This is a genomic window from Microcoleus sp. S1D4, assembly GCF_036700765.1.
Taxonomy (GTDB): Bacteria; Cyanobacteriota; Cyanobacteriia; order Cyanobacteriales; family Microcoleaceae; genus Microcoleus.
The window spans coordinates 430,757-454,580 of sequence record NZ_JAUBPP010000001.1; the positions used below are offsets into that span (position 1 = coordinate 430,757).

A 23,824-nucleotide genomic window follows, 5' to 3' on the forward strand; every position below is an offset into this window, starting at 1 on the left:
GCCCGCGCAGGGCAGTGGGAATAGGAACTAACCAATAACCAATAACCGATAACCAATAACTAATGACTGCTGACTCCTGACTGCTGACTTCTTTAAACCAACCCGGTTCTCAGGGCTACAACTGCCGCTTGCACGCGGTCATCCACAGCCAACTTATTCATAATACCGCGAACGTGAGTTTTAATAGTATTTGGACTCAAGTAAAGTGCCGCTGCTATCTCTGGATTGCTGTTACCTTCCACCATTAACTTTAATACCTCCAACTCCCGCTGCGACAACTGACCAAAAGTAGCTGTAGAGGCTGGTGTCGGCGGTTTGAGATGCTCGATCACAGTGCGGGCAATTTGAGGGTCAAGGTATGTAGCCCCCTCTGCTGCCGCTGCGATCGCCGCTAACAGCCTGTCTACGGAAGCACCTTTAATACAATAAGCATCAGCACCGCTAGAAAGTGCTGCAATAATTTCAATTTCTGCTGTGTGAGAAGTTAACATTACCACTCGAACTTCCGGCATTTGTGATTTAATTTTTTGAGTGGCTGCTATGCCGTCTAGCCTGGGCAAACCGATATCCATAACAATAATATCAGGCTTGAGTTTCAGTGCAGCAGCTACTCCTAAATACCCGTCTTCTGCTTGCCCTACTATTTCTATTTCTGGCGAATCTGCTAATACTTGCTCTAATCCCAGTTGCATCATCGGATCGTCTTCAACAATTAAAATTCTCATAATATGAATCAGGAAGGAATATGGAAGATTAATAACTACTAACTACCAACTACTAACTACTAACTAATGACTAATGACTAACTTTTAAAACTTTAACAAATTCGCCTGGGGGAATCCAGGTTTCTGCTGCTGGCAAAACTGCTAAACCAGTTGTATTAGCAAGGTTAATTAAATTCGCTGAATTTTGGCTGCCGCTAGCTGGTTCAAATTCCCAGACTCCCGCCACTAAATGTAGTTTACCCCAAACATAAGTTTCGCGCTTGCCGATCGATCGCAATTCCACATTACACCTAGCCTTGACAAACTCCGGCCCCCAAGCATCCGCACCGAGCCCCGACATCTTTCTCAAAGCAGGCACAACAAACCGCCAACAGCAGACTAAAGCTGAAACCGGATTTCCGGGCAAACCAAAATAGAGACAATCCAAACTCGAAATCGGCGCATCAGATTTTGTTTCACCTCGTTTAAACGCAGCAACGGTTAAGGGTTTTCCCGGTTTAATCGCCACAGCCTGAATGTGAATTTTACCTCCTAAATCTGCCAAAATTTTCTCTACATAATCGTAGTCTCCTACCGAGACACCGCCTGTAGAAAGCACCACATCCGCTGTCGAAACAGCCTGGGCGATCGCCTTTTGTAGCGCATCTTCGCGATCGGGAATTATCCCCAATCCGATCGGCTCACATCCCATTTGCGCCAACAAAACAGACAAAGCATACTGATTCGAGTCTACCAGTTTCCCAGGACTCAAAGGTTTGTCCGGCGATACCAATTCGTCACCAGTAGAAAAAATAGCGACGCGCACGCGCTTGTAAACGGGAACTTTAATGCACTGTGCAGTTGCTAACACTGCTATTTCTGGTGCATTGATAGCAGTACCGCGATCCATCAAAGTTGTTTCTGCTTGATAAAAAGCGCCTTTGTGCCTGACAAAAGCTTGCGGTTTTTCAGGAGTAACTAAGACAAAAATACGATCGCCCTCACGCCTCGTTTCTTCCTGCATTACCACCGTATCAGCACCATCCGGCATCATAGCCCCGGTAAAAATTCGCGCCGCTTGGCCCGGCTGCACCGTAATTTGAGGCAGATATCCCGCTGGAATCTCCTCAACTACTTCGAGCACCGCTGGTTTTTCGGCGCTGCAATTTTCCACATCGGCAAACCGCACGGCATATCCATCCATTGCCGAATTGTCCCAATAAGGAAAATCGAGGGAACTTGTCACAGGCGCGGCCAAGATTCGCCCCGATGCTGCCAGCAAGTCTACTGTTTCTACATCCCGCTGACTGTCGGGAGATTGCGCCAAATTTAGTATTATCGATTCTGCTTCTTTTACTGACAGCATGACTGTTTCCTGCGATCGCTCTGCGATTATTTTAACAGTCCTGCACGCAAAAAATACTTTGACAAACTACCCATATCGGTCAAGTGTGCAGTGTGCACATAAGCTATTAGCTGCGTAGAGGACTGGCTCTTTGCTGAGTTTGGCAGTGGCAATGATTGATGCTGTGGGCGATCGTAAACCGCGCGTTTATGCTTGATTACCGGCGATCGACCTTGAAAATCTGACCAGCACGGCAGCAAATATAACTTTTTTATGTCTTGCGAGTGATTCTTTATTCATGCTTTAAGCAGATGAGCAAAATCAAAATTTGAGATAGGCTGTTGACATAAAGAGTTAAAACTGAGATAAAGTGATGAAACAGAATGGAAGCTGGAAAAAATATACAAGTTTAACAAGTTCGTTATTGTTGAGTGCAACGGTTTTAGTTGCTCCGGCGTTTGCTAACGAGACCAATCAAACTCAAAACGTTAAACTTCAAAATACAAATCAATATTTACTAGCACAAATACCCGATAGCTGTCGCCAGGTAATTGCTAGTAACGGTCTTAACGTGCGCCAAGAAGCGAACAGTAATAGCCAAGCAGTTGGCATCATCGGCTCCGGCAGAACTGTGACAATTCAAAGTCTGGGTGAGAATGGTTGGGTGCCAATTACAGCACCGCTAAAAGGCTACGTATACGGTGGTTTTCTCGGGGAGTGCGAAACTGCAAATACTCCGCCTCCTACTGACTGCCGCTTAGTTGCAGCCGTCAGAGGAATTAACGTACATCAAACACCTTCGAGCGAGGGGGAAACGGCTGGTTTCATTGCGAACGGACGAAGAGTGACGATTGAAAGTTTAGGAAGCGATGGTTGGGTGCCTATTACAGTACCTCTGAAAGGCTACGTCCAATCTGAAAACCTGGCATATTGTCGTTAATTGAAAAAACAGTGATGAATGACCAATCAAACCCAGAAGAAAAAACTGATTTGCAGCCAAAGTCTAGTTTGTTAAATGTGGTTGCTGAGACAGCAGAATCTGCACTGAATGCAGGCAAAGCGGTTGTTGATACGGCAGTTGATTTGGGGGAAGCTGCTGCTAAACAAACTTATCGATTAATTGGACACGCAACGCAGGGAACCGGACAAGTTGTGACTTTTGTTGGGAATCTTCCTTTTGTCAGACAAGTTGCAGGTGTGTTCAGGGTTGATTGGTTAGTTGGAGTTACCTCGCGCGTCGATTTGGCCAAAGCCGAAGCGGAAGTCAAGCAACTTCAACAACAGTATCCCAAGGAAAATTCCAGCGAAATTGCCCATCGCATCATGGTGCAAAAAGCGATCCAAGCAGGTGGTGTCGGACTTGCTAGCAGCCTTTTACCCGGTGTCGCGGCTGCACTGTTGGCGATCGATTTAGTCGCGACTACTGCGATTCAAACTGAAATGGTTTATGAAATTGCTGCCGCTTATGGGATGGATTTGCAAGATCCAGGGCGAAAAGGCGAGGTTTTGGCAATTTTTGGGTTGGCGCTGGGCGGTAGCAACGCCATGAAAGCAGGTTTGGGTTTTTTACGCAACGTACCGCTGGCAGGTGCGATGATTGGTGCGAGTACGAATGCTACGATGCTGTACGCGCTGGGATATGCGGCGCGCGAGTTTTATGAAGCCAAATTGAGGGAAGATGCTGATAAACCTGCAACCGAAACGCTGCAAGCAATTCAGCAACAAAGCGAAGAATATCTCGATGTGGCGATCGCCCAACAAGCAGTTATGGATCAAATTATTGTGCACATGATTCTAGCAAGTTATCCCAACAAAAACTGGGAAGATATTTTGCCAGGATTGAAGGTGTTGCAATTAAATGCCCATTCTCTGAATACGATTGCTACTAATATTAAATCGCCCGAACCATTAGATGCCTTGTTAGAGCAACTCAACCCCGACTTTGCCGTACCGCTATTAGCTCAATGCCGTCGCATTGCCCAAAGTAGCGGGGAAGTCTCCGAACCAGAACAGAGAGTCCTCGGTGCGATCGCCGATCGCCAAAGCCGATCGCAAAAAATCGACGCTCTGGATCGGTGACTTAACCTATGAGCGACCCAAACCTTGCAGAAAAACCAGCCCTAGAACAAGAGCGCAGCGAGATTTTACAGCAGCTAGAAGATTGGCTGGAAACTCCCATGCTGGTGCTGTCATTTGTGTGGCTAGCTCTATTTATAGTTGAATTAATTTGGGAATTAAACCCGTTTTTAGAATTCGCCAGCAATACAATTTGGGCGATTTTTATTGCAGATTTTATACTTAAACTCGCCATTGCACCGCGCAAAATTTCCTATATCAAAAGCAATTGGATCGCAGTTTTTTCTCTGCTGTTACCTGCTTTGCGTACCTTTCGATTTATCCGAATTTTCCGAGCATTTAAGACAGCACGGGCTGTCCGAAGTTTGCAGTTGTTGCGAGTCATGACTCGTACCAATCGAGGGATGCGGGCCTTAGCTGCAAGTGTTCAACGCAGGGGATTTGGTTATGTTGTAGGACTAACAATAATTATTACCTTGGTAGGCGCAGCGGGGATGTATGCGTTTGAAAAAGATGTCGGCGACAGTTCCTCCGGTTTAAATAATTACGCCACTGCTTTGTGGTGGACGGCAATGTTGATGATGACATTGGGTTCGGAATATTGGCCAAAAACGCCTGAAGGCCGCATACTTTGCCTTGTTTTGGCACTTTATGCTTTTGCAGTTTTTGGTTATGTAACTGCGACAATCGCCACATTTTTTATCGGTCGCGATGCAGAGGATGAGGAAGCCGAATTAGCAGGAGCAAAGTCAATTGCAGCCCTGAGCGCTGAAATTGCTGCCTTGCGGACGGATATTCAGCAATTACTGCATCAGAACTCAAATTCTTGAATCAGATATAGCAGTCCTTGCAGGAATCGTAAAGTTTTTCACCCCACCCCAACCCTCGCCTTATTAAGGGAAGGAGTAAGAAATTCACAAATGATTTAGGATTGCTATACATATCAAGAGGGTGTAGGAAACCGGATAATTACAATCAGGACTTTCAAGATGATTGGGCGGTTGCAACCGCATCTAAAAAAACGATTTCGGCCTGAACCTACTGCTTCGCAAAGAATCTCCAAAACCCAAATTTTGTATAATATAACATCATTTCATGGTTTCCGCGAGGGAGCGGTTTCCCAGCGATCTAATATATCTTTGATTACAACTTCTTTAACCCAAGTTTGAGCAACAATTAGGATTGGAAGCGCTAGCAATAATCCTAAAAACCCCAATAAAGAACCAAATGCTCCCAACAAAGCTAAGGTGTATGCCGGGAGCAGGGACACTTGCTTTTCCATGATTATAGGTGTAATAAAATTGCCTTCTATTTGTTGAATTACCAAATAAAGTAACAATACGGCACCTGCTTTTCCTGGAGAATCTAACAAAGCTAGCAACATGGGTGGAACGACACTCAAAATCGCGCCAACATAAGGAATTAAAGCTAATAAAAATGCTAAAAATCCGTTAACAAAAGGCAGTTGCACTTGCAAGAGAAACAGACCCACAGTGCTCGCAATCCCAATAAAACTCATGCTGAATGCAATTCCCGCCAACCAGCCCATTAAATTTTTTTCACATTCAGTCAGAATTTCATCGACTCGCTGGCGGTAAAAAGCGGGAAACAGCCTGATTATTACTTGGCGGTACGGCACGGGATTTACCACAAGCATAATTGTCAAAACGGTAATTAACAAGAAATTAATTACTAAACTGAGGGAGTTGGATAAAAATAGATAGATATGGGAAATTATCCACTGAGAAAGGGTTTGGAGTTGTTGGCTCAAATTATCAAGATTGGGAATATTATTTAAGGCCGGTTCCGGCACTTTTGCTTGCAACCAGTCGATCCACAATCGCAGTTTTTCTATCCCTAGCGGGATAAGTTTAGTTAGCTGTTCAAATTGAGAACTGAGGCGCGTGAATATCAGGAAAATAAAAACAGATGAGATCACCAGTACAATGCCAACTGTTAAAGCGATCGCCAGTTCGCGCCTAGCACCAGACTGCTGCAATCTTCGCACTAAACGGTTGAGAGCGATCGCTAAAATTACGGCAGTAAAAAACAATAAAATGACCGCTCTAATTTTCCACAAAATATAGAGCGAGACTATCAAAGCCAAAAAACCGATCCACTCTCCTAAACCCATAACATAAACCCCTCCTACCGGTTATACAGGAACGGTGCAATATCTGAGATTAAACCAAAGACAACTGCGATCGCGATCGGGCTTAACCAGGTTCTCAAGTTGGACAGCGCAATTTTCATGAAACTTCTCTGATAACTCTTATGGGATAGCCGTCCCGTCTGTCTTGGAAAATATTTTTTGGAGAAATCTATTTTCTACAGCATACCTACCTATGGGAAAGATTGTGCAGAATTCCAGCAGATTTCCTCAAATCTTACTTAAGATATATTCCCCCTACATTCAATTTAAAAATTCTCGTACCTCAGATAGATCGCGCGCATAATTCGACTAACTAAAAAGCACGGGGCGATCGCCGGTACCGAGCCAGTCCCATCCTGGGCTAATCTTCCACAGAGGCTATTTGATGGCGATCGCCCTGACTGATTTACCTACCTGGAGGGATGCCAAAACTCTCTGAGCAGGAGAAAATCATAGTGGAATAAATACAAATACTATATCTGCCTTCAAAAAAACCTTTTTTACTCAGAATTTCCCTTTTTTGCTTGTCCTCTTACCAACCAAACACAGGCGAGCGAACTGCCTCCGGCACGCTGCGCGATCGCACTAAATTTATGAATAGGCGGCTCGAATACCCAACTAATTCCAAATTGTAGAAAAATATGACACGGCGCAACTCACCCACCGATAGCATCACAGAACCTGTCCGACGCGCAAGTTCTCATCCCTGGTTCGAGCGACTGGCAAGACTCGGATATGCCGCCAAAGGCTTAGTTTACTTTATCATCGGTTTTCTTGCCGCACAAGCTGCTTTTGGATCTGGTGGCAAAACAACCGATACTAAAGGTGCATTAGCAACAATTGTCTCCCAACCCTTCGGAAAATTCCTGCTATTTTTGGTGACAATTGGTATTATTGGGTACGTCCTTTTGCGGATTGCTCAAACCGTTCTCGATCCAGAACACGCTGGCGAAAAAATGGATGCCAAGCGAATTGCGACGCGCATTGGCTACGCTTTTAGTGGGTTAGCTTATGCAGGTTTGGCCGTGACTGCTGTCAAATTAATTATCGGTTCTGGTGGTGGTAGCAGCGGCAATTCAACTCAAGATTGGACAGCTTGGTTTTTATCTCAACCTTTTGGTCAATGGCTGGTAGGGCTGGGGGGAGCAATGACGATCGGTGTGGGTTTCTCTTACCTTTATAAAGCATTTAAGGGAAAATTCCGCCAGCAATTCAAGCTCACTCAAATGAGTAACAACGAGCAAACTTGGGCCGTGCGACTGGGTAGACTGGGGATTGCGGCTCGTGGCATTGTCTTCACTATCATCGGCTTTTTCTTGATTCAAGCTGCGAAGCAATCAGATGCCAGTCAAGCTAAAGGATTTAGTGAGGTGCTGGCATCCCTGGAACAACATCCGTTTGGCCCGTGGATTCTCGGTTTAGTGGCTTTGGGTTTGATTTCCTATGGCATCTACTCATTAGTTCAAGCTCGTTACCGACAAATTCTGCACTGATAAACTGTTCGCTCCCAACAAAATTAATAAATTTTTTTCTGTTAAGACGGAAAGATAGTCATGATAATTACAAACTGGCGTGGGTATCGAGTTGCAGCTTGGGTAGGACAGGCGTTATTAACAATAGCAGTAATAGCTGCTCTGAGTCAGGGAAAATGGCAAAATGCCTTGGGGTTAGCCTTATTCTTGGTAGCATCCCTGGCGTTTGTGGTGAGGGAAGATCATTTGCCAACGCTGTTTGATTTCCTGTTTGTGCTTGCTGCTTTACTCAACGCCGGAGGCTGGGTTTTGGGGCTGTTTTATCAACCGGGACCTTATGATGAAATTGTTCATGCTTTCACGACTTTTGCCGTGACTTTAGCATTGAGTTTTTTAGCATACAGTTCAATGCTGACTATTTTTCGCACCCATAAACTGCTGTACTTGCTAACAATAACCAGTTTTGGGATTGCGATTGGTGCTTTGTGGGAAGTTGCCGAATGGACGGCTGGTATTGTTCTCTCAACCGAAGTGATTGAGAGTCTGAATGATACGATTATTGATTTGATTATGGATAGTGTGGGAGCTGCAATAGCTGCCCTAACTAGCTTATGGACGTTGCAAGAATGGATGCGCCCCAGCGCGACAGTGGGGAATCAAGCATCTATCGGCAATAGTCCGAGCGATCGCACTTAACTCAAAGCAAATTCATCATTTTTTCTTCAATCATCTTTCATCAGATAGATATTTTCTTATTGCCTCCGACAGATGGCAAGCTTTGGAGAGTTGAGATTAAATGTAGAGAGATCAACAAGTTTTGAGAGAATGTAGAACACAGACAATCGACCTTTAGCCAAAGTCAATTTTTAATAATTAATTTAAATTTTCACGTTACTGCAAGAGGTTGGTTGTTGCGATTTAGGAGGATTTTATGAAAATAAAATCATTTTCAACGGCAATTGGACTGGTTATGTTGGGTTCAACCCTTTATTTACCGGAAATTGCCCAAGCTAGTCCCAAACCCTCGATCCAAGTAGCTCAACGAAGAGTAGTCGGCTCTGATATCGACAGTTTTACCGCGTATCCAGTACAGCGATTAGATCCGGGAACAGAACTCTTTTTCGTGCTGCGAGGAGCCCCGTATTCTAGAGCTACGTTGACTATCCCAAATGCAGTGCAAAATCTGCCGATGCGGGAGGTTCAACCGGGAGTTTACGAGGCAAGCTACATGATTCGCGAGGGCGATCGAATTTCCGAAAATACAGTTGTGCGGGCAAATTTGCAACAAGGCGATCGCATCAGTAGCACCCGCTTGCAACAACCTCTAATTGCGGGTTATAGCGATCGTGGCTTTCAATCTTTGTCTATTAACCGGTTCAGTGCTCAACCAGTACAGCAGTTAGATCCGGGAACCACGCTCAGTTTCAAATTGCTCGGCACTCCTAACGCTACAGCTAATTTCTCCATTGAAGGAGTTGCTTATAACATCCCCATGCGGGAAGAATCCAACGGCGTTTACACAGGGGAATATACGATCCGCAGGCAAGATTATTTCCCCCCTGCGGGTGCAGCGGTTACTGCTAGTTTGCAGTCGGGGAATCAAGTTATTCGTTCCCGTTTAGATCGAGAGCTAGTTGCTGGCGATGATACCAGTGTTGAGACTGCCGAAATCCCTCTAGAAATTATCACTCCCGAAGAAAATGCTCGCGTCAGCGGGACGGTTAAAGTAGAAGGCCGCAGCGCACCAAATGCAACAGTTAATGTCGAGGTTCAGGCGAATTCTTCTGTAGCAGGTTTGTTTGGGTTTAAACGAAACATCCTCGAACGCATAATTAAAGCGGACGAACAAGGTAACTTCAGTTTTGCTTTTAATCCGACCATTGCTCTACCAGGAACCAGATACGAAGTGAACCTCAGTTCTAACAGCGGCGATCGCACCAGTGAAGAAACTTTGGTACTGTTTCAAAATTGAGCAGTTACCAGCGACTATTTGCAGCGACTATTTGCTCGCTAAAAAACTGGCAAACTCTGACTAAATTTTAAAAATTCCATCAGGAGGTATCGATGAATAAACTCAATCGCTGGGAAAAAACACCAGGGATATTACAAAAATTCATCTCTGGAACTTTATTAATCGGTCTGCCAATCATCCCTCTGGCTGCATCAGCAACTCCTCTTTCTACACTCAAATCTTGTCCTGGCATTTATTATGAAGAACCTTACAACAGTAATGTTCGGGTTCCCCAGGGATGTCAGTCGAATGCTGCAAGTCAAAGATTGAACCAGCAAGAGTTGGGTCAAAATATGGTTCCTCCCGCGAGGCCAACAAATGTTACGCAACCACCTTTGCCAGAAACAAGACAGACTCCCATTGCCACTGTCATGCCAATAGCAGGTGAGGTGAGCGTGAAATTAACAAACAGCACAAATGCCTCGATTTCCTATCAGGCGATCGGGCATACTGAATCCCGAATGCTAGCGCGCGGAGCAGAAATTATCCTGCAAAATCTACCAACGCCTGTGACAGTCACAATGGTGCGCGCAGATGGAGGGCTGCTGAAAGTTATACCCATGTCTAGTTCTGAAAAAGGGATGCTAGAAGTTTCAATAGATGAAACGAGTAACTTTGATGGCAATCAAGGAGTTTTAAGAATTCAACCTGACGGTCAAGTGTTTTTGAATTAGCCAATCAAAAGACCCGGTTTTGAAGAGCAAAAACTCTGTAGCTTGATCAACAAAATAAACAAAAAAAATTTAGGAGGTTTTTCAATGGTTAATAATCGTTTAAACAATTCTACTCAAAAACTATCGAATGCTTGGCGAAGTGCGATCGCACTCGCACTAGCAGCTATGCTGCTTCCGGGTTGTACTACCCCACAGCGGCAAGCAACGGCACCTGTACCTGCACCTGGAACACCCGGTTCGGTTGCCACGACAACCGAGAATGTGGTTGATAACACAGCACAACTGCTTGGCAAAACTGTGACCATCAGAAGCGAACCAGTCAAAAAATTGGGGCCATCGACCTTTACAGTTAGCGATCAGGAGTTTTTTGGCAGCGAACCGATTTTGGTTGTCAATGCCACCGGCAAGCCTTTTGTGCTGCCGGCTGAATCAGGTCAAGAAGTTCAAGTAACGGGAACTGTTCGCAACTTTGTGCTTGCAGATATTGAGCGCGAGTACAAATTAGGCTTAGAGCCAAACCTGTACGCCGATTACGAAAGTAAACCTGCCATCGTTGCACAATCGATGGCGCTAGCCCCCACACCGGGGGAACTCACCTCAGACCCCAAAAAATACTACGGCAAAACCCTGGCGGTAAGCGGTGAAGTCGAAGACATCAAAAGTCCAAACTCGTTCACCTTGGATGAAGACAAATTAATTGGCGGAGAAGATTTGTTAGTGATACACACCGTTCCACAACCAAGCGTGAAAGAAGGCGAGAAAGTTGCCGTAACCGGTGTGCTCCGTCAGTTTGTTGTCGCTGATCTCGATCGCGAATACGATTTGCAATGGGATTTGACCTTAAAGCAGAAGCTAGAAGCCGAGTATACCAACAAACCCGTGCTAGTTGCTACAGGCGTGTATCCCTCAGCCATTCCTGACTGATGAATAGACCTCTCAAATAACTCTTGTGGAACAGGCTATTTGAGCCTGTTCTTTAGAGGATTTTAGAAGAGAAGTCTAATAGAGGACTCATATCGTGTGCGATCAATTAAGCCCGATCGCTCGGGTTCGTAGTGTTGACTTCAGTCCGCACTACGAACCTTTTTTGTGAGGGTAATAGATCGGACATGATATCACTCCGGGATGATGAGAAACCGGGTTTGATGCACTAAAATTATTGGTTGTTACCCGAAGATTAAGTAAAAAACTAAGGCTTGAAGGCATTGATGCGTCCAGGAGCGATGGCTTGCACCCGGACTACCGACCGAAAGAACCTCTTCCTTGTTTCGTTTGTGATAATTATCAATTCAGCAATAAGGTGTATATCATGAATCAATCAGAATCCGTATCGCCACCACTGCTCCAAAGCAAATTCGTCGAGAATTTTCGTTGGTTCAGTCGATTTAGCTTCTGGGTACAGTTATTGTTTGGTGCGGTTTCCGGTATTACTTTAATACTTGCCATGTTGAGCCGCAACCTGAGCGAGCAACCCAATAATCCAGGTATTGGGTTCGGCATAGTTTTAGCGATAGTTGGTGTGGTATTGCTTGCTTTTAGAATATTTTGGGATTTTAGATATCGACTTTTAGGCAGACGTTTACAAGGAGGCGATATCGAGTTCTATCCCAGCAAAGAAGATATTACTCAAGCCTTACGAATTGGATTAAATTCTAGTTTGGTAGGGCTACTGCTCGCGTTTCTCGCTTCGGAAGCAACAGTGGGTGTAGTTTTAGCAAAAACGCTCGCTCAACCACAAGCGCTCGCAACTAATACGCCAGAAAATGTGATTCGTTCCCTAGATATTTTTGTAACGATGTCAAACGTCAATATGATTGGCGCTCACTTTTTTGGAGCTGTTACTTCTCTTGGGTTACTCAATTGGGTAGAAGAGTAGTTGGGCAGCAAAAAACACAACTCCTATGCCGTCAGGACTTACAAATGGTGGTATATTCAACTGAGACCGTGTCCCCTCGATTACCACAACCAAAACGGTTCGCGCGTGCGGAATGGGAGTCCGTAAAATGCAAACGACTCGCATTCCGCACGCGCGATCGAATCTTACTATGATTAATCGAGCGGACAGGATAGGACATCTTGCACCATTCTCAATAAACTTATAACCGGGTTTTTGAACCATAAATATAGGTTTTGATGCTAATTTTTGGTTCAAAAACCCGGTTTTTGCCACAGGCGCAATATCTCAATTTAACTAACTAATATGAAAGACCTCTGGTATAAAGACGCAATTGTCTACTCCCTTGATGTTGAAACCTTCCTGGACTCGAACGGGGATGGTGTAGGGGACTTTCAGGGACTTACCAACAAGCTAGATTATTTATCAGGACTGGGAATTACTTGTTTGTGGTTGTTGCCATTTTATCCTTCGCCTAACCGCGACAACGGTTACGATGTGATGGATTACTACAACATTGACCCGCGACTGGGAACCCTGGGAGATTTTGTCGAGTTCATGCACCAAGCAAAGGAACGAGGGATTCGCGTGCTGATCGATCTAGTAGTAAATCATACGTCCCATCAGCATCCTTGGTTTGTGGCATCCAAAAGCGATAAAAACTCCAAGTATCGCAATTACTACGTGTGGTCAGAAAATCCACCCAAAACTGATCCAGAGTTGCTGGTGTTTCCCGATGCTGAGGACAGTATTTGGGAGTACGACGAACAAGCAAACGCTTACTATTTGCATCACTTCTATAAAGAACAGCCAGATTTGAATATTACCAATTCGGCGGTACGAGAAGAAATCTGCAAAATTATGGGTTTCTGGCTAGAACTGGGCGTGTCTGGATTTCGCATTGATGCTGTTCCCTTTTTAATTAAAGAAACTGGCACCGAAGGTACAAGCACCGAAGACCTGCGATGTTTCTTGGAAGAAATGAGAGAATTTGTGTCATCACGTCAGAGTGATGCAGTTTTGCTGGCAGAAGCAAATGTCGCGCCCGATCGCATTCACGTCTACTTTGATAAGGGCGACAGAATGCACGTCCTGTTCAACTTTTTGCTGAACCAATATCTGTTTTTGGCCCTAGCGCGTCAAGAATCCACAGCCCTGCGCGATGGACTAAAAATCTTACCGGACATTCCTGATATTTGTCAGTGGCTGAATTTTGTGCGCCACCACGATGAACTGACACTAGACCGCATTTCTTCATCCGAACGAGAGGAAATTTTTGCCGCATTCGCCCCCGATGAAAGGATGCAAATTTTCGGGCGCGGGATTCGCCGCCGCTTACCGCCGATGATGGGAAATGACCGCTGCCGGATCGAACTAATCTACAGCTTGCTGTTTACTTTGCCCGGTACACCAATGCTGCGCTACGGCGAAGAAATTGGCATGGGAGATGACCTTTCGTTGGAAGGTCGAAACAGCGTCCGCACGGCGATGCAATGGTCAGATTCTCCAAATGGTGGCTTCTCGACTGCTGCAACTGATGCTCTTGCCAAACCTGCGATCGCCAGCGGAGAATACAGTTATAAACAAGTCAATGTCGCCGCAGCGCAGCGCGATCCTAACTCATTAATTAACTGGGTCGAACGTGCAATCCGCATCCGCAAGCAATGTCCTGAGTTCGGTAGGGGAAAATGGCAAATTTTGGAAACCGACTGTTCTTGGGTTTTTGCCCACTGCTGTCACTGGGAAGGCAGGACATTACTTGTCGTCCACAATCTAGCCGACAAACCTTGCACGGTTACTCTCAAATCTAACGAATACACCAATCTTATTGATTTATTTGGCGATCGCCTGTACGAATCTCTCGATGACGGATCGCCCTGTATTCCCTTACAAGCTTACGGCTATCGCTGGTTCCGAGTCAATTAAATCTTAGACAAATCCTGATTGTTCAATATTCGGATTAGTTTGCGGATTTTCCCGGCTGATGCCACCCGATTTACCAACAGATAATACCATGCTAGCAGTTACCATTAATTTTGATGCGATCGCCCAAATCACCGACGACCAATTTTATCAACTGTGTCGCGAAAACCCCGATGTCAAATTTGAACGCAACGCCAAAGGAGAAATAATCGTCATGTCACCCACAGGAGGAGAAACCGGAAACAGCAATTCAGAAATTAATGCAGATTTTGTGATTTGGAACCGACAAACTAAACTGGGAGTTTGTTTCGATTCTTCAACTTGTTTCAAACTCCCCAGCGGTGCAAATCGTTCTCCCGATGTCTCTTGGATAAAAAAAGAAAGATGGGATGCACTGACTCCCGAACAAAAACAAAAATTTCCTCCTATCGCCCCAGATTTTGTCTTAGAGTTAATGTCCCCGACTGACAGTCTCAAGGATACTCAAGACAAAATGCAAGAATACATGAAAAATCAAGTAAAATTAGGCTGGTTAATCAACCGTAAAACCCGCCGAGTAGAAATCTACCGCCAAGGACAAGCAACAGAAGTTTTGGAAAGTCCCGCAGAGCTTTCAGGAGAAGATATTTTGCCCGGTTTCGTGCTAAACTTGCAAACAATCTGGGCGTAATACGATTTTAGATTTTAGATCGGGGATGATTTACTGGATAATAGTTTGAAGATTCCCTAAATTTGTATGTTCAGGAAAAATGGTATAACTAGACATCCTGAATCTATCAGCGTTTATTTGCGTTAATCTGCGGTTAAAAAGCAATCTCATGGAAACCAATACAGAAACAACTACAACCACTGGTTTAACAGCCGAACAGCACAAACAGAAAATGCAGCGCCGCCAAGAAGTGCAGGCGCAGCGAATTGCCAACGCTGCTAAAGACAAAGGTTTGATAATTGTCAATACCGGCAACGGTAAAGGCAAAACTACGGCTGCTTTGGGCATGGTTGTGCGATCGCTCGGTCACGGATACCGCGTCGCCATAGTACAATTTATCAAAGGAGCTTGGGAACCTGCAGAAAAAGCCGTTTTTGAAATGTGGGAAAAACAGCTAGAATTTCATGCAATGGGTGAAGGTTTTACCTGGGACACGCAAGACCGCGATCGAGATATCGCAACAGCTCAAAAAGCCTGGGATAAAGCCTTAACTTTTATCTGCAATCGCGAATTTAAATTAGTGCTGCTAGATGAAGTTAATATAGCATTAAAACTGGGTTATTTGCAAGTAGAGCAAGTTCTCTCCGGCTTAGAACAAAAACCCGAAGAAACTCATGTTATTTTAACAGGTAGAGGCGCGCCCCCAGAATTAATTGAACGGGCAGATTTGGTTACTGAAATGACTTTAATCAAGCATCCATTTCGGGAACAAGGGATTAAAGCTCAAGCAGGTATTGAATATTAATATGGTTCGTAGTGCGTCTTAGGATCGAAAACTTAATAACTTAAACAACTCCTACAGTCCTCTCTCCTGTAAGTTGCCTTCCTCAAAGGAGGCTTTTCCTCGCCTATCTGCATTACCAGGCTCTTCCTGGTAATATCAAATCCTCTCTTCATCGGAATGATTCAGATATATATTCTCGGACTCTGTGTACTCTGTGTTCTAGCACCGGTTAAATCATTCCGATCCAAGCGGAAACGATATAACGAGCAATCGCTTAAGTTATTAAATTTTTATTCCTTAGTGTCCGCAACAAAAGAACACTCAACCATTCAGTTTTTCGCCCCCTAGTCAACAGTCAACAGTCAACAGTCATTCCGGTATAACCGGAATTCATATCAAATATCAAATATATCCTATGCCGGCAACATGAGAGTAAAAGTTGAACCCTTGCCCAACTCGCTATTCACCGTAATTTCTCCCCCCAACATCTCAGAGTATTTCTGTGCTATTGCCAAACCCAAACCCGTACCTCCGTACTTGCGAGTAGTCGAAGCATCAGCTTGTGTAAAAGGTTGAAATAACTTTTGTAGCTGTTCGGGAGTTATCCCAATTCCCGTATCCGTACACTTAAAAATAAACCGTTCAGCATCCCAACTATTCTCATCATTTTTAATTTTTTCGACGCTGAGTGTAATTGTCCCTTTTTCGGTAAACTTAGTGGCGTTGCTGAGCAAGTTAAACAAAATTTGAGTAAATTTAATTTTATCAGAATGCAATTCGCCAATATCATTAGGGCACTCAATATTCAAACGATTAGTGTTTCGTAAAAATAGCGGTTGAACAGTTTTGGCGATATCTTGAACTGCGTCGAACAGGTCAAAAGTTGTCAATTCAAGTTCCGCGTGACCGGCTTCTATTTTCGATAAATCCAGAATATCATTAATCAATCCCAGTAAATGATTGCCTGCATTATGAATTCTTGTTAAGTCAGAAATAAAATTTTCTTCGCCCAAATCTAAAGCCTCTTCTTGCAAAATTTCGCTGTAGCCGATAATTGCATTTAGAGGAGTTCGCAGTTCGTGGCTCATGTTAGCTAAAAACTGACTTTTCGCCAAATTAGCTGCTTCTGCTGCTTCCTTGGCCTTGTACAGTTCTGCCTCGGCTTGCAAGCGGTCGGTCACGTCGTGAGCCATGACTAATTCAGCATTTTTGCTATCAAATATCAAGGCATAAGAAGTAATTTCTACGTCAATAATTCTGCCGTCTTTTTTCTGGTGCTGCCACAGGCTGGTAAAGTCAATATCGGCATCTACTTGGGATATATTTTGTAGCCATCTTGGCAGTTCTTGGGGAGGATAAATGTCGGCAACGGTCATGTCTAGAAATTCTTCGCGAGTGTAGCCGTAGTGGTGGATAGCTGCTTGATTGACGGCTATAAATTCGAGGGTTTCTAAGTCGTAAACCCACATGGGATGGGGGTTGTGCTTAAACAAAAGTTTGTAGCGTTCTTCGGAGGCTCGCAGTTCGGCTTCGGCTTGTTTGCGCTCGGTAATGTCGCGGACAACAGTGCAAATAATCTCGCGGCCTCCGTAGGAAATCACGCTGGCACTCACTTCTACGTCCACGCAGGAACCGTCTCGGCGCTGGTAGAGAACTTCGCCCATTTTGAATTTTTTGTCGGTCAGCAGGGACTCGATATTGCTGTCAATTAGGTCTTGGGAGTAGGCGGTGATATCGTAAATAGTCAGTTGCGATATTGCTTCCAGGCTGTAATCTAGCAAGTTTCTAAATGCTGTATTGGCTTCTAAAAGCCGTTTGGTTTGAGCGTCCCACAGGAAAATACAATCTGTAGCTTGCTCGACTACGGCTCGGTAGCGGGCTTTTTCTTCTAGTTGTTCGTTTTCGGCACTGGCGATCGCCCCGAGCATTCCATTGATAGTATGGGCAAGGTCGGACAACTCGTCTTCGCCCGTCACCTGCAGCCGCATCGAGAGGTCTTGGCTGCTGCTGACACGGTTCACTGATGAAGCCAAACCGCTCAAGGGAGACAGCACCAAATACTCTAGCAACAGCAGAGTGCAGCCGACAAACCCAATGCCCGCTAACGTTACAGACACCAGCAGGTACAGCAAACTAATTTGACCTTGGCGGTAGATTTCTCTGGGTATATCAACTCGCAGCAGCAGTGCGGGTCGATCGTAAATATCCCGGATCAGGGCGTAACCTGCCATCAAATCTTCGCTGACACGGCGCACCAAAATCGGTTTTTTCCCCGACAGTTTCTCCCGCGCTTCCACAAAGTCAGCAGGTAACTGAGCCTCATTAACGGTGCGTACAATCAGAGGCAAGCGAGTAATTTTAGAAATCCTGGCAATTGCCGCAGCATCCAAATTGCGCCCGAATATCAGCGTGCCTCGAATCGGGCCAGTGTTTTTTGTAGTGACAATGGGTCGGGAAGCAATCAGTATCGGCCCTGACGGTAGCAGCAGAATACCAGCGAGGCTGCTTTTGATGTTGGGGTGCTGCAACAGCGGGTCGCTGAGAGAAATGCGCTTTTTTAATGCTTCTGGAACAGGGGTTAGTTTCACCTTCTGGCTGTCGAAACCCGTACCGTAAACTATTTTGCCCGAAGTATTGACAAATAGGGCTATATTAACTCTCACATTAGCCAGTCCTTCGGGAATCAAATTGGAGGCGATAAATTCTTTGTTACCGTTTTGGATGAAAGCGTAGTTGTCGTCCCAGGCTGACCAGTCGGCAAAGCGCAAGTTGAAATCATCGGCGGTTTGGCCGAACACGTTGAGCGCTCCCTTGACAACTTGTGTGGCTTCTTGTTCTTCTGCTTTGACAAGGCTGCTCAAAAGGATGCTTGAGGAGGCGGCATATAGAATGCTAGTCAGCCCAGCGATGGTAATGCCAACTATTGATAGTGTTTTTCGACGCAGTTTCATCTTGCCGAGTGTGTGGTGTCTGTCTAAAATTCAGGGTTCGGGAGCAATTTTCTTGCTGTTTCCTGAACCCTGACGGATGGCGTGGCGCAGTCTGCCGTCCGAGAGTGTTGTAGTTTGACTGTGCGTCAGAGGCCTACATTTTCTCCGGTATTTCCTGTTTTTTGTCTGACGCACCCTAGCAATGCCTTCTTAAGCAGTATACAGCTAACATCCGCTGACTTCCGGCATGGCGATCGAGCCTGGTTTGTCGCGAAACAATATCTTAGCCAAACGGGAAAATATTCTCAGAAAAAAGGTTGGGTTTAGGTTCTGGCCTTCAAAAAATGCGCCTTATTTCGCTTCGCTGTAGTCAATGGAGCAAAAAAATTGCGCTTGGATTCGTTAAATAAGCCTGATTTCTGACAAAAATAACAGGTTCGATCGCGAAGCATTTAGGAATAAACTGGGTTTCGAGATTGTTTTTGCTGCAGGCAGATTGGTGCTTCGCCCTAGTTTTAATAGCACTTCCTCAAACAATGCAACAAATCGATACCGCGATCCAAATCTTTAGAAAAATAGTATTATTTTCCCCACACTTGCTGTTTGTGAGCTTTCTTGCAAATACCCAAAATTCGCCGGTCGTTGTCGCTAGGGGCGGAAAGTTGCTGATAATGTTGCAGGTTGACGGAGTAGGGAGAGCTAGTGCCGTCGTAACTGTCCACTACTGTTAAATTTAACCGAGTTCGGTCTACATTGCCGTAAAAACAGTAAAAATCAGACTGAGGCAGGTAAAAAGCCCCAATTACTTTACTCTGTCTCATTTCAAAGACAAAATATTCTTTTTTAATTTCATCTGGCTTGTTGGACTGGCCGTAGAGGTAAACACCGTCTGCTAAACCTGTGAATGCTGTATCTGGGTGGGGATTGGCGGGGGATTGCGAGATGGAAACGCCGGATTTGATTTCCCAGTGTCGGAATTCGCGCAGGGCGAATCCGATGCTGAAGTTACCGGGCGAGAGGGCCAGGGCGATCGCAATAGCTTCTACACTGCTTGTTAATATCAAATAATTTAACACCACTCTTCTACCCCAAAATTTTAACTAATACGAGTGGGAAGTCCCACACTCTATCCGTTTACAGGATGAGTGACGGGATGAAAACGAGCAGCCAACAAATTGAGCGATAGCGAATCCATGATAGGATCGAACTAAGCGGGGATGATAAGAGTAGCCGTGGTGGGCGAATTTTCCGTTGTATAAAGGCTAGACACCACCTATCAGTTTCTGACTGATAGCCCCAATATCCCGCTAGGCCGTAAAAGAGCTGATGGATGGGTGAAAAAATCAACAATTCTACTCCTTGGGACACAGGGAGTCTGCCTCGAAGATAAGTAATTATCTTGCTAGTAAGTACCACCTTCGGGTAAGTAAAACCTACGGAGGGAGGATAAGACCAGCTTAGAGATGGCTCTAATAAGGCTCTCCCGTTGAAAGAGGAAGCTTGCACTCTATTTGTTTACAAAATGAGTGTCGGGTATGTCACATAGCTGCCTCGAATCAACTCTTGTACCAGTTTCAAAAAGCTCGTAAAGAAACTGGGTATTTGACTCAAAGCTGACTATTCAATTGAAGTCTCGATCGCCCGCCCGGTTCCTGAACTCTCATCTAAAATTAGTTTTAATAAATTTTGTTTGCGATCGCGCCCGATCGGGCGATCGACCTTTCAAATAAAAACATCATTACCAGCAACACCAATACGAAAAAAGAGTTGAGATTTTGGTAAAAATCTCAACTCTTTAAGTCACTAACTAGCCAAATATTCTCTGACTTGAGATTGGCGCCGTCGCAGGTGGGCGAGGGCTTGATGTTCTAGCTGCCGCACCCGTTCCCGGCTGAGATTGAGCCGTTCTCCCACTTTCGCCAGCGACATTTCGGTGCCGTCTTCCAAACCGAAGCGCAGAACGATCACATCTCGCTGCTGCGGGGTAAGTTCTGAGATCAAAGTATTCAGGTCTTGCCGCAGCAATTCCGAGGTAATGTAGTTGTCTGGAGATGCAGTTTCGTCTTCTAATAGTTCTTGCAGTTCTGTATCTTGGTTGTCTCCAACCCGCAAGTCCAAAGAGACTGGATGTCTTGCCATCAGCAGGTATTCCCGAATTTGGGAAGGGTGCAGTTCCAAGGCGGAGGCAATTTCTGCAGGGGAGGGAGAACGACCCAACTGCTGGGTGAGTTCCCGCTGCACTTTTTTAATTTTGTTGAGTTTTTCGGTGATGTGAATTGGTAATCGAATGGTGCGGGCGTGTTGGGCGATCGCGCGGGTGATTGCTTGGCGAATCCACCAGTAGGCGTAGGTAGAAAATTTGTATCCCCGCATCGGGTCAAATTTTTCTACTCCTCGTTCTAAACCGAGGGTGCCTTCTTGAATTAAATCCAAGAATTCCATGTTGCGTTTCTGGTATTTTTTGGCGATCGCCACTACTAAGCGCAAATTCGCTTCAATCATCTTTTTCTTGGCGCGCCGCCCCGACTGCAAGATCCTGTTCAGTTCAGCTTCTGTCAACTCCATTTCGGCAGCCCACTCTTGCTGAGTGAGTTCCCGCTGCCATTCTTTAGCCAGTGCTTGTTTGGCTTCGATTAATTTCATCATTTGCTGTACCTGCTTGCCGAAAATAATCTCTTCTTCTCGGGTTAGCAGGGGTACTCGACCGATCTCGTGCAGATAGGTACGAACCGTATCCGTTGAGGAGTATGGCCGACTGCTTGTGCGATCGGCTTTCACTGTTTTGGTTTTAGGGGTTGTAGTGGACATGGGTGAGTTTTGCACTCCTTGTAACAACAGATAAAAAGTTGGTGATACCCTGTCCCACTCTTGTAAGTGGGATCGAGACTGCTACAGAGGGGATATTACCCCCTCCTGTTTATCGGTGACGATCGGTAGAAGCTTGTTGTTTGGGATTAATTTTGTGCTTGATTGTCTAGTAATCCCCGTCGATTTTCCGTAAATTGCTAGCTTTAACAGCTTGTTCCGGCGAAGTGAATTTAAGTTTACTTTACTCAATATTATTCCAAATTTTGAGAGTCGTAAAGGGTAAAAACCTCTGTCTTAAGGTCAAGATTCTACATTTTTCCTTAAGGTTTTCAATTCCTTGCTAGTTTTAACTGCAACTCAACTTCACAATACTCATGCAAACCTACTCATACAAACAGACTCATGCAATTCGAGGGCTTTTTTTGCTCTCTGTTCTATCATCGCTTGAATTTTTCTCCCTGCCTAGATGCTGGGATGCGAGATAACCGAACCCGATCGCCGTATTCGCTGCACTTACCATTTAAAATATTTCTTGACATTTGTTATAAAGCATGATATGCAAATTATGCTGTGAGCGAGTAAGATGTGTGACATGACTCCGACTAGAAAAAGTGGCTGTTGGGCATTCAAATTGTAAATTTCAATGCCATATTCCCCTCTCCCCCTCTCCCCCTCTCCCAATCTCCCCCTCTCCCAATCTCCCCCTCTCCCCCTTTCCCAATCTCCCCCTCTCCCCCTCTCCCCCTCTCCCAATCTCCCCCTCTCCCCCTCATAGGCACATAATTCTTGAGGGCGATCGCAGCTTAAAAGCTGGCTTAGATCCCACCAGCCCTATTTTTTTGCTTCAAGGGAATTTCAATGCAAAACTCCGCTCCCTCTCCCGGTACACCAACAGGGCGAATCAACCCCTGATGTTTCAAAACAATAATCTGGTAACTGATCGAGAGCCCCAAGCCTGTACCCTGACCTACAGGTTTTGTGGTAAAAAATGGGTCAAACATTCGATCGCCAACTTCTTTACTAAATCCCGGCCCGTTATCGGAAATTAACACTCTGGCGCGATCGTCCGCCGACAAAAGTTCCGTGCGAATCCGAATCTGACCGCCCTCCTGCTTGTGGCTTTCTAAAGCATCTACCGCATTGCCAAGTAGATTGACAAACACCTGATTGAGCTGTCCTGGATAACATTCTATAAGTGGCAGAGGGCCATATTCTTTAATCACTTCAATTTCCGAGCGGCCATTATTTGCCTTGAGGCGATGTTGCAGTATTAGCAGGGTACTATCTAGCCCTTCGTGAATATCGACAAACTTCATTTCCGCTTCGTCTAGGCGAGAAAAATTACGCAGCGACAGCACGATATTGTGAATTCTGTCACCACCCACCCGCATGGAAGAACAAAGTTTAGGCAAGTCTTCATCTAAAAAATCCAATTCAATTTCATCTGCATAAGCTTCAATTTCCGGTGCAGGATCGGGATTGTATTTTTGATACAGCTTGATCAGTTGCAACAATTCTTGAATGCGATCGCTAGCGTAGTCGAGATTACCGACAATAAAGTTGATGGGATTGTTAATTTCATGAGCTACACCAGCCACAAGTTCACCCAAGCTAGACATTTTAGCACTTTGGATCAGTTGCGCTTGGGTTTGCTGCAATTCTTGGAGAGTTTTTTTGAGTTGTTGAGTTTGAGCCATAGCATTCGCCGCCTGTTCTGCTTCCTGTAATGCCGATCGCAATTGAGCTCGCTGTTTAGTTAATTTATCAGTGAGTTTTTTAGCATCCGCTAAGGCAGTTTTCTTTCCTTGCAACAATAAAAGCAAATCCACTACCCGATCGTGAAGAGCAAAATCGTTAATTGTCAGTCCCAGCGGAGTGAGATCGGCTAAGTCTTCGATCCAAGGAGAACCGAGGAAAAAGATGATTTCTGGATTTTCCGCCGGCACCATCTGCCCTTTAAGTAAGATTTTGCTGTGCAAGTATTCGATCAAAAACATCGAGTCAGACTTTTCTCGAATCACGTCAAATTCTACGGAAATCTTGGGGCGTTCGATCCGAAAATGTTCCTTCAGGGAACTTCCTAAAGATAATTCTGGGCAAATTCGAGCTAAAACATCTCCCAAATGGATAATTTCAGTCTCCCGTCTCCGAAATGCTAAATGAAATGGAAAAGCCTTTGCAAATATCAAAGGAGGAGAACTAAATGCAGGGGGAACCATAATATAGCTTTTCGATAAAAAGATGAGGTACGAGTTTAGAGTTTAGAGTTTAGATTTTATAGCAATTTCATAAAGTAGCGCTAGATATTACCCCCCCAATCCCCCCGATGCTTTGGGGGGGCTAATACTTAATCCATAGCATATCTTTAGAAAAATGGTATTAAATTTAGCAATTATTAATTA

General features: G+C 45.0%; 19 protein-coding genes. 12 read left to right on the forward strand and 7 right to left on the reverse strand.

The features are described from left to right. Positions 1-92 precede the first annotated feature (92 nt). Positions 93-725 (reverse strand): response regulator transcription factor, encoded by a 633-nt coding sequence (locus tag QT998_RS01740; RefSeq protein ID WP_333087705.1) that lies wholly within the window; start codon positions 723-725, stop codon positions 93-95. Positions 726-795: 70 nt separating this feature from the next. Beyond that, complete coding sequence (locus QT998_RS01745) at positions 796-2,070, reverse strand: molybdopterin molybdotransferase MoeA (protein WP_333087708.1); 1,275 nt, start codon at positions 2,068-2,070, stop codon at positions 796-798. A gap of 352 nt (positions 2,071-2,422) precedes the next feature. Between QT998_RS01745 and QT998_RS01750 the strand changes: the two genes are divergently transcribed. Genes QT998_RS01750 through QT998_RS01760 form a run of 3 tightly spaced genes read left to right on the forward strand, consistent with a single transcriptional unit; the run spans position 2,423 to position 4,955 of the window. Then, positions 2,423-2,989 (forward strand): SH3 domain-containing protein, encoded by a 567-nt coding sequence (locus tag QT998_RS01750; protein ID WP_333087709.1) that lies wholly within the window; start codon positions 2,423-2,425, stop codon positions 2,987-2,989. A 14-nt stretch (positions 2,990-3,003) separates the two neighbouring features. Then, the gene (locus QT998_RS01755) at positions 3,004-4,128 is read left to right on the forward strand and encodes a hypothetical protein (RefSeq protein ID WP_333087710.1); all 1,125 of its coding nucleotides are present in this window, start codon (positions 3,004-3,006) and stop codon (positions 4,126-4,128) included. An 8-nt stretch (positions 4,129-4,136) separates the two neighbouring features. Then, on the forward strand, positions 4,137-4,955 hold the full coding sequence (locus tag QT998_RS01760) for an ion transporter (protein WP_333087711.1): 819 nt from the start codon (positions 4,137-4,139) through the stop codon (positions 4,953-4,955). 263 nt (positions 4,956-5,218) lie between these two features. On the opposite strand, the gene QT998_RS01765 is transcribed toward QT998_RS01760, so the two are convergent. Continuing rightward, positions 5,219-6,259: an AI-2E family transporter gene (locus QT998_RS01765; RefSeq protein ID WP_333087712.1), complete on the reverse strand. Its 1,041-nt coding sequence runs from the start codon at positions 6,257-6,259 to the stop codon at positions 5,219-5,221. Positions 6,260-6,918: 659 nt separating this feature from the next. Here QT998_RS01765 and QT998_RS01770 point away from each other — a divergent pair. From QT998_RS01770 to cobO, 9 genes are all read left to right on the forward strand, one after another. Continuing rightward, positions 6,919-7,770, forward strand: coding sequence for a DUF1206 domain-containing protein (locus QT998_RS01770; protein WP_333113372.1), 852 nt, complete (start codon positions 6,919-6,921; stop codon positions 7,768-7,770). Between the two features lie 60 nt (positions 7,771-7,830). Further along, the gene (locus QT998_RS01775; RefSeq protein ID WP_333113371.1) at positions 7,831-8,445 is read left to right on the forward strand and encodes a hypothetical protein; all 615 of its coding nucleotides are present in this window, start codon (positions 7,831-7,833) and stop codon (positions 8,443-8,445) included. Between the two features lie 235 nt (positions 8,446-8,680). Further along, positions 8,681-9,721, forward strand: a complete 1,041-nt coding sequence (locus QT998_RS01780; protein WP_333113369.1) for a hypothetical protein — start codon at positions 8,681-8,683, stop codon at positions 9,719-9,721. 92 nt (positions 9,722-9,813) lie between these two features. Beyond that, positions 9,814-10,434 carry a hypothetical protein gene (locus tag QT998_RS01785; protein WP_333087719.1) on the forward strand — a complete coding sequence of 207 codons (621 nt, stop codon included), beginning with the start codon at positions 9,814-9,816 and terminating at the stop codon, positions 10,432-10,434. A gap of 84 nt (positions 10,435-10,518) precedes the next feature. Next, positions 10,519-11,358 carry a hypothetical protein gene (locus QT998_RS01790; protein ID WP_333113366.1) on the forward strand — a complete coding sequence of 280 codons (840 nt, stop codon included), beginning with the start codon at positions 10,519-10,521 and terminating at the stop codon, positions 11,356-11,358. Between the two features lie 385 nt (positions 11,359-11,743). Beyond that, the gene (locus tag QT998_RS01795) at positions 11,744-12,310 is read left to right on the forward strand and encodes a DUF3611 family protein (RefSeq protein WP_333087723.1); all 567 of its coding nucleotides are present in this window, start codon (positions 11,744-11,746) and stop codon (positions 12,308-12,310) included. Between the two features lie 324 nt (positions 12,311-12,634). Continuing rightward, on the forward strand, positions 12,635-14,254 hold the full coding sequence (locus tag QT998_RS01800; protein ID WP_333113364.1) for an alpha-amylase family protein: 1,620 nt from the start codon (positions 12,635-12,637) through the stop codon (positions 14,252-14,254). Positions 14,255-14,342: 88 nt separating this feature from the next. Then, on the forward strand, positions 14,343-14,921 hold the full coding sequence (locus QT998_RS01805; RefSeq protein ID WP_194070839.1) for a Uma2 family endonuclease: 579 nt from the start codon (positions 14,343-14,345) through the stop codon (positions 14,919-14,921). 148 nt (positions 14,922-15,069) lie between these two features. Next, positions 15,070-15,705, forward strand: coding sequence for a cob(I)yrinic acid a,c-diamide adenosyltransferase (cobO, locus tag QT998_RS01810; protein WP_194070840.1), 636 nt, complete (start codon positions 15,070-15,072; stop codon positions 15,703-15,705). Positions 15,706-16,097: 392 nt separating this feature from the next. Here cobO and QT998_RS01815 read toward each other — a convergent pair whose 3' ends face one another. The 4 genes from QT998_RS01815 to QT998_RS01830 all read right to left on the reverse strand — a co-directional run bounded on the left by QT998_RS01815 (position 16,098) and on the right by QT998_RS01830 (position 23,641). Further along, entirely contained in the window at positions 16,098-18,635 is a 2,538-nt protein-coding gene (locus QT998_RS01815) for a sensor histidine kinase (protein WP_333113362.1), read from the reverse strand. A gap of 560 nt (positions 18,636-19,195) precedes the next feature. After that, the gene (locus QT998_RS01820) at positions 19,196-19,690 is read right to left on the reverse strand and encodes a hypothetical protein (RefSeq protein ID WP_333217898.1); all 495 of its coding nucleotides are present in this window, start codon (positions 19,688-19,690) and stop codon (positions 19,196-19,198) included. A gap of 727 nt (positions 19,691-20,417) precedes the next feature. After that, complete coding sequence (locus tag QT998_RS01825; protein WP_194070843.1) at positions 20,418-21,422, reverse strand: RNA polymerase sigma factor, RpoD/SigA family; 1,005 nt, start codon at positions 21,420-21,422, stop codon at positions 20,418-20,420. A gap of 815 nt (positions 21,423-22,237) precedes the next feature. Further along, positions 22,238-23,641, reverse strand: a complete 1,404-nt coding sequence (locus QT998_RS01830; protein WP_333087727.1) for a sensor histidine kinase — start codon at positions 23,639-23,641, stop codon at positions 22,238-22,240. Positions 23,642-23,824: the final 183 nt, after the last annotated feature.

Excerpts from the sequence above, each read along its gene's own strand:
- QT998_RS01765 (WP_333087712.1), bottom strand. The coding sequence starts at position 6,259 with ATGGGTTTAGGAGAGTGGATCGGTTTTTTGGCTTTGATAGTCTCGCTC.
- cobO (WP_194070840.1), top strand. The coding sequence starts at position 15,070 with ATGGAAACCAATACAGAAACAACTACAACCACTGGTTTAACAGCCGAA.
- QT998_RS01790 (WP_333113366.1), top strand. The coding sequence starts at position 10,519 with ATGGTTAATAATCGTTTAAACAATTCTACTCAAAAACTATCGAATGCT.
- QT998_RS01760 (WP_333087711.1), top strand. The coding sequence starts at position 4,137 with ATGAGCGACCCAAACCTTGCAGAAAAACCAGCCCTAGAACAAGAGCGC.
- QT998_RS01785 (WP_333087719.1), top strand. The coding sequence starts at position 9,814 with ATGAATAAACTCAATCGCTGGGAAAAAACACCAGGGATATTACAAAAA.
- QT998_RS01815 (WP_333113362.1), bottom strand. The coding sequence starts at position 18,635 with ATGAAACTGCGTCGAAAAACACTATCAATAGTTGGCATTACCATCGCT.
- QT998_RS01740 (WP_333087705.1), bottom strand. The coding sequence starts at position 725 with ATGAGAATTTTAATTGTTGAAGACGATCCGATGATGCAACTGGGATTA.
- QT998_RS01745 (WP_333087708.1), bottom strand. The coding sequence starts at position 2,070 with ATGCTGTCAGTAAAAGAAGCAGAATCGATAATACTAAATTTGGCGCAA.
- QT998_RS01775 (WP_333113371.1), top strand. The coding sequence starts at position 7,831 with ATGATAATTACAAACTGGCGTGGGTATCGAGTTGCAGCTTGGGTAGGA.
- QT998_RS01795 (WP_333087723.1), top strand. The coding sequence starts at position 11,744 with ATGAATCAATCAGAATCCGTATCGCCACCACTGCTCCAAAGCAAATTC.
- QT998_RS01780 (WP_333113369.1), top strand. The coding sequence starts at position 8,681 with ATGAAAATAAAATCATTTTCAACGGCAATTGGACTGGTTATGTTGGGT.
- QT998_RS01800 (WP_333113364.1), top strand. The coding sequence starts at position 12,635 with ATGAAAGACCTCTGGTATAAAGACGCAATTGTCTACTCCCTTGATGTT.
- QT998_RS01750 (WP_333087709.1), top strand. The coding sequence starts at position 2,423 with ATGAAACAGAATGGAAGCTGGAAAAAATATACAAGTTTAACAAGTTCG.
- QT998_RS01770 (WP_333113372.1), top strand. The coding sequence starts at position 6,919 with ATGACACGGCGCAACTCACCCACCGATAGCATCACAGAACCTGTCCGA.
- QT998_RS01830 (WP_333087727.1), bottom strand. The coding sequence starts at position 23,641 with ATGGTTCCCCCTGCATTTAGTTCTCCTCCTTTGATATTTGCAAAGGCT.
- QT998_RS01755 (WP_333087710.1), top strand. The coding sequence starts at position 3,004 with ATGAATGACCAATCAAACCCAGAAGAAAAAACTGATTTGCAGCCAAAG.
- QT998_RS01805 (WP_194070839.1), top strand. The coding sequence starts at position 14,343 with ATGCTAGCAGTTACCATTAATTTTGATGCGATCGCCCAAATCACCGAC.
- QT998_RS01825 (WP_194070843.1), bottom strand. The coding sequence starts at position 21,422 with ATGTCCACTACAACCCCTAAAACCAAAACAGTGAAAGCCGATCGCACA.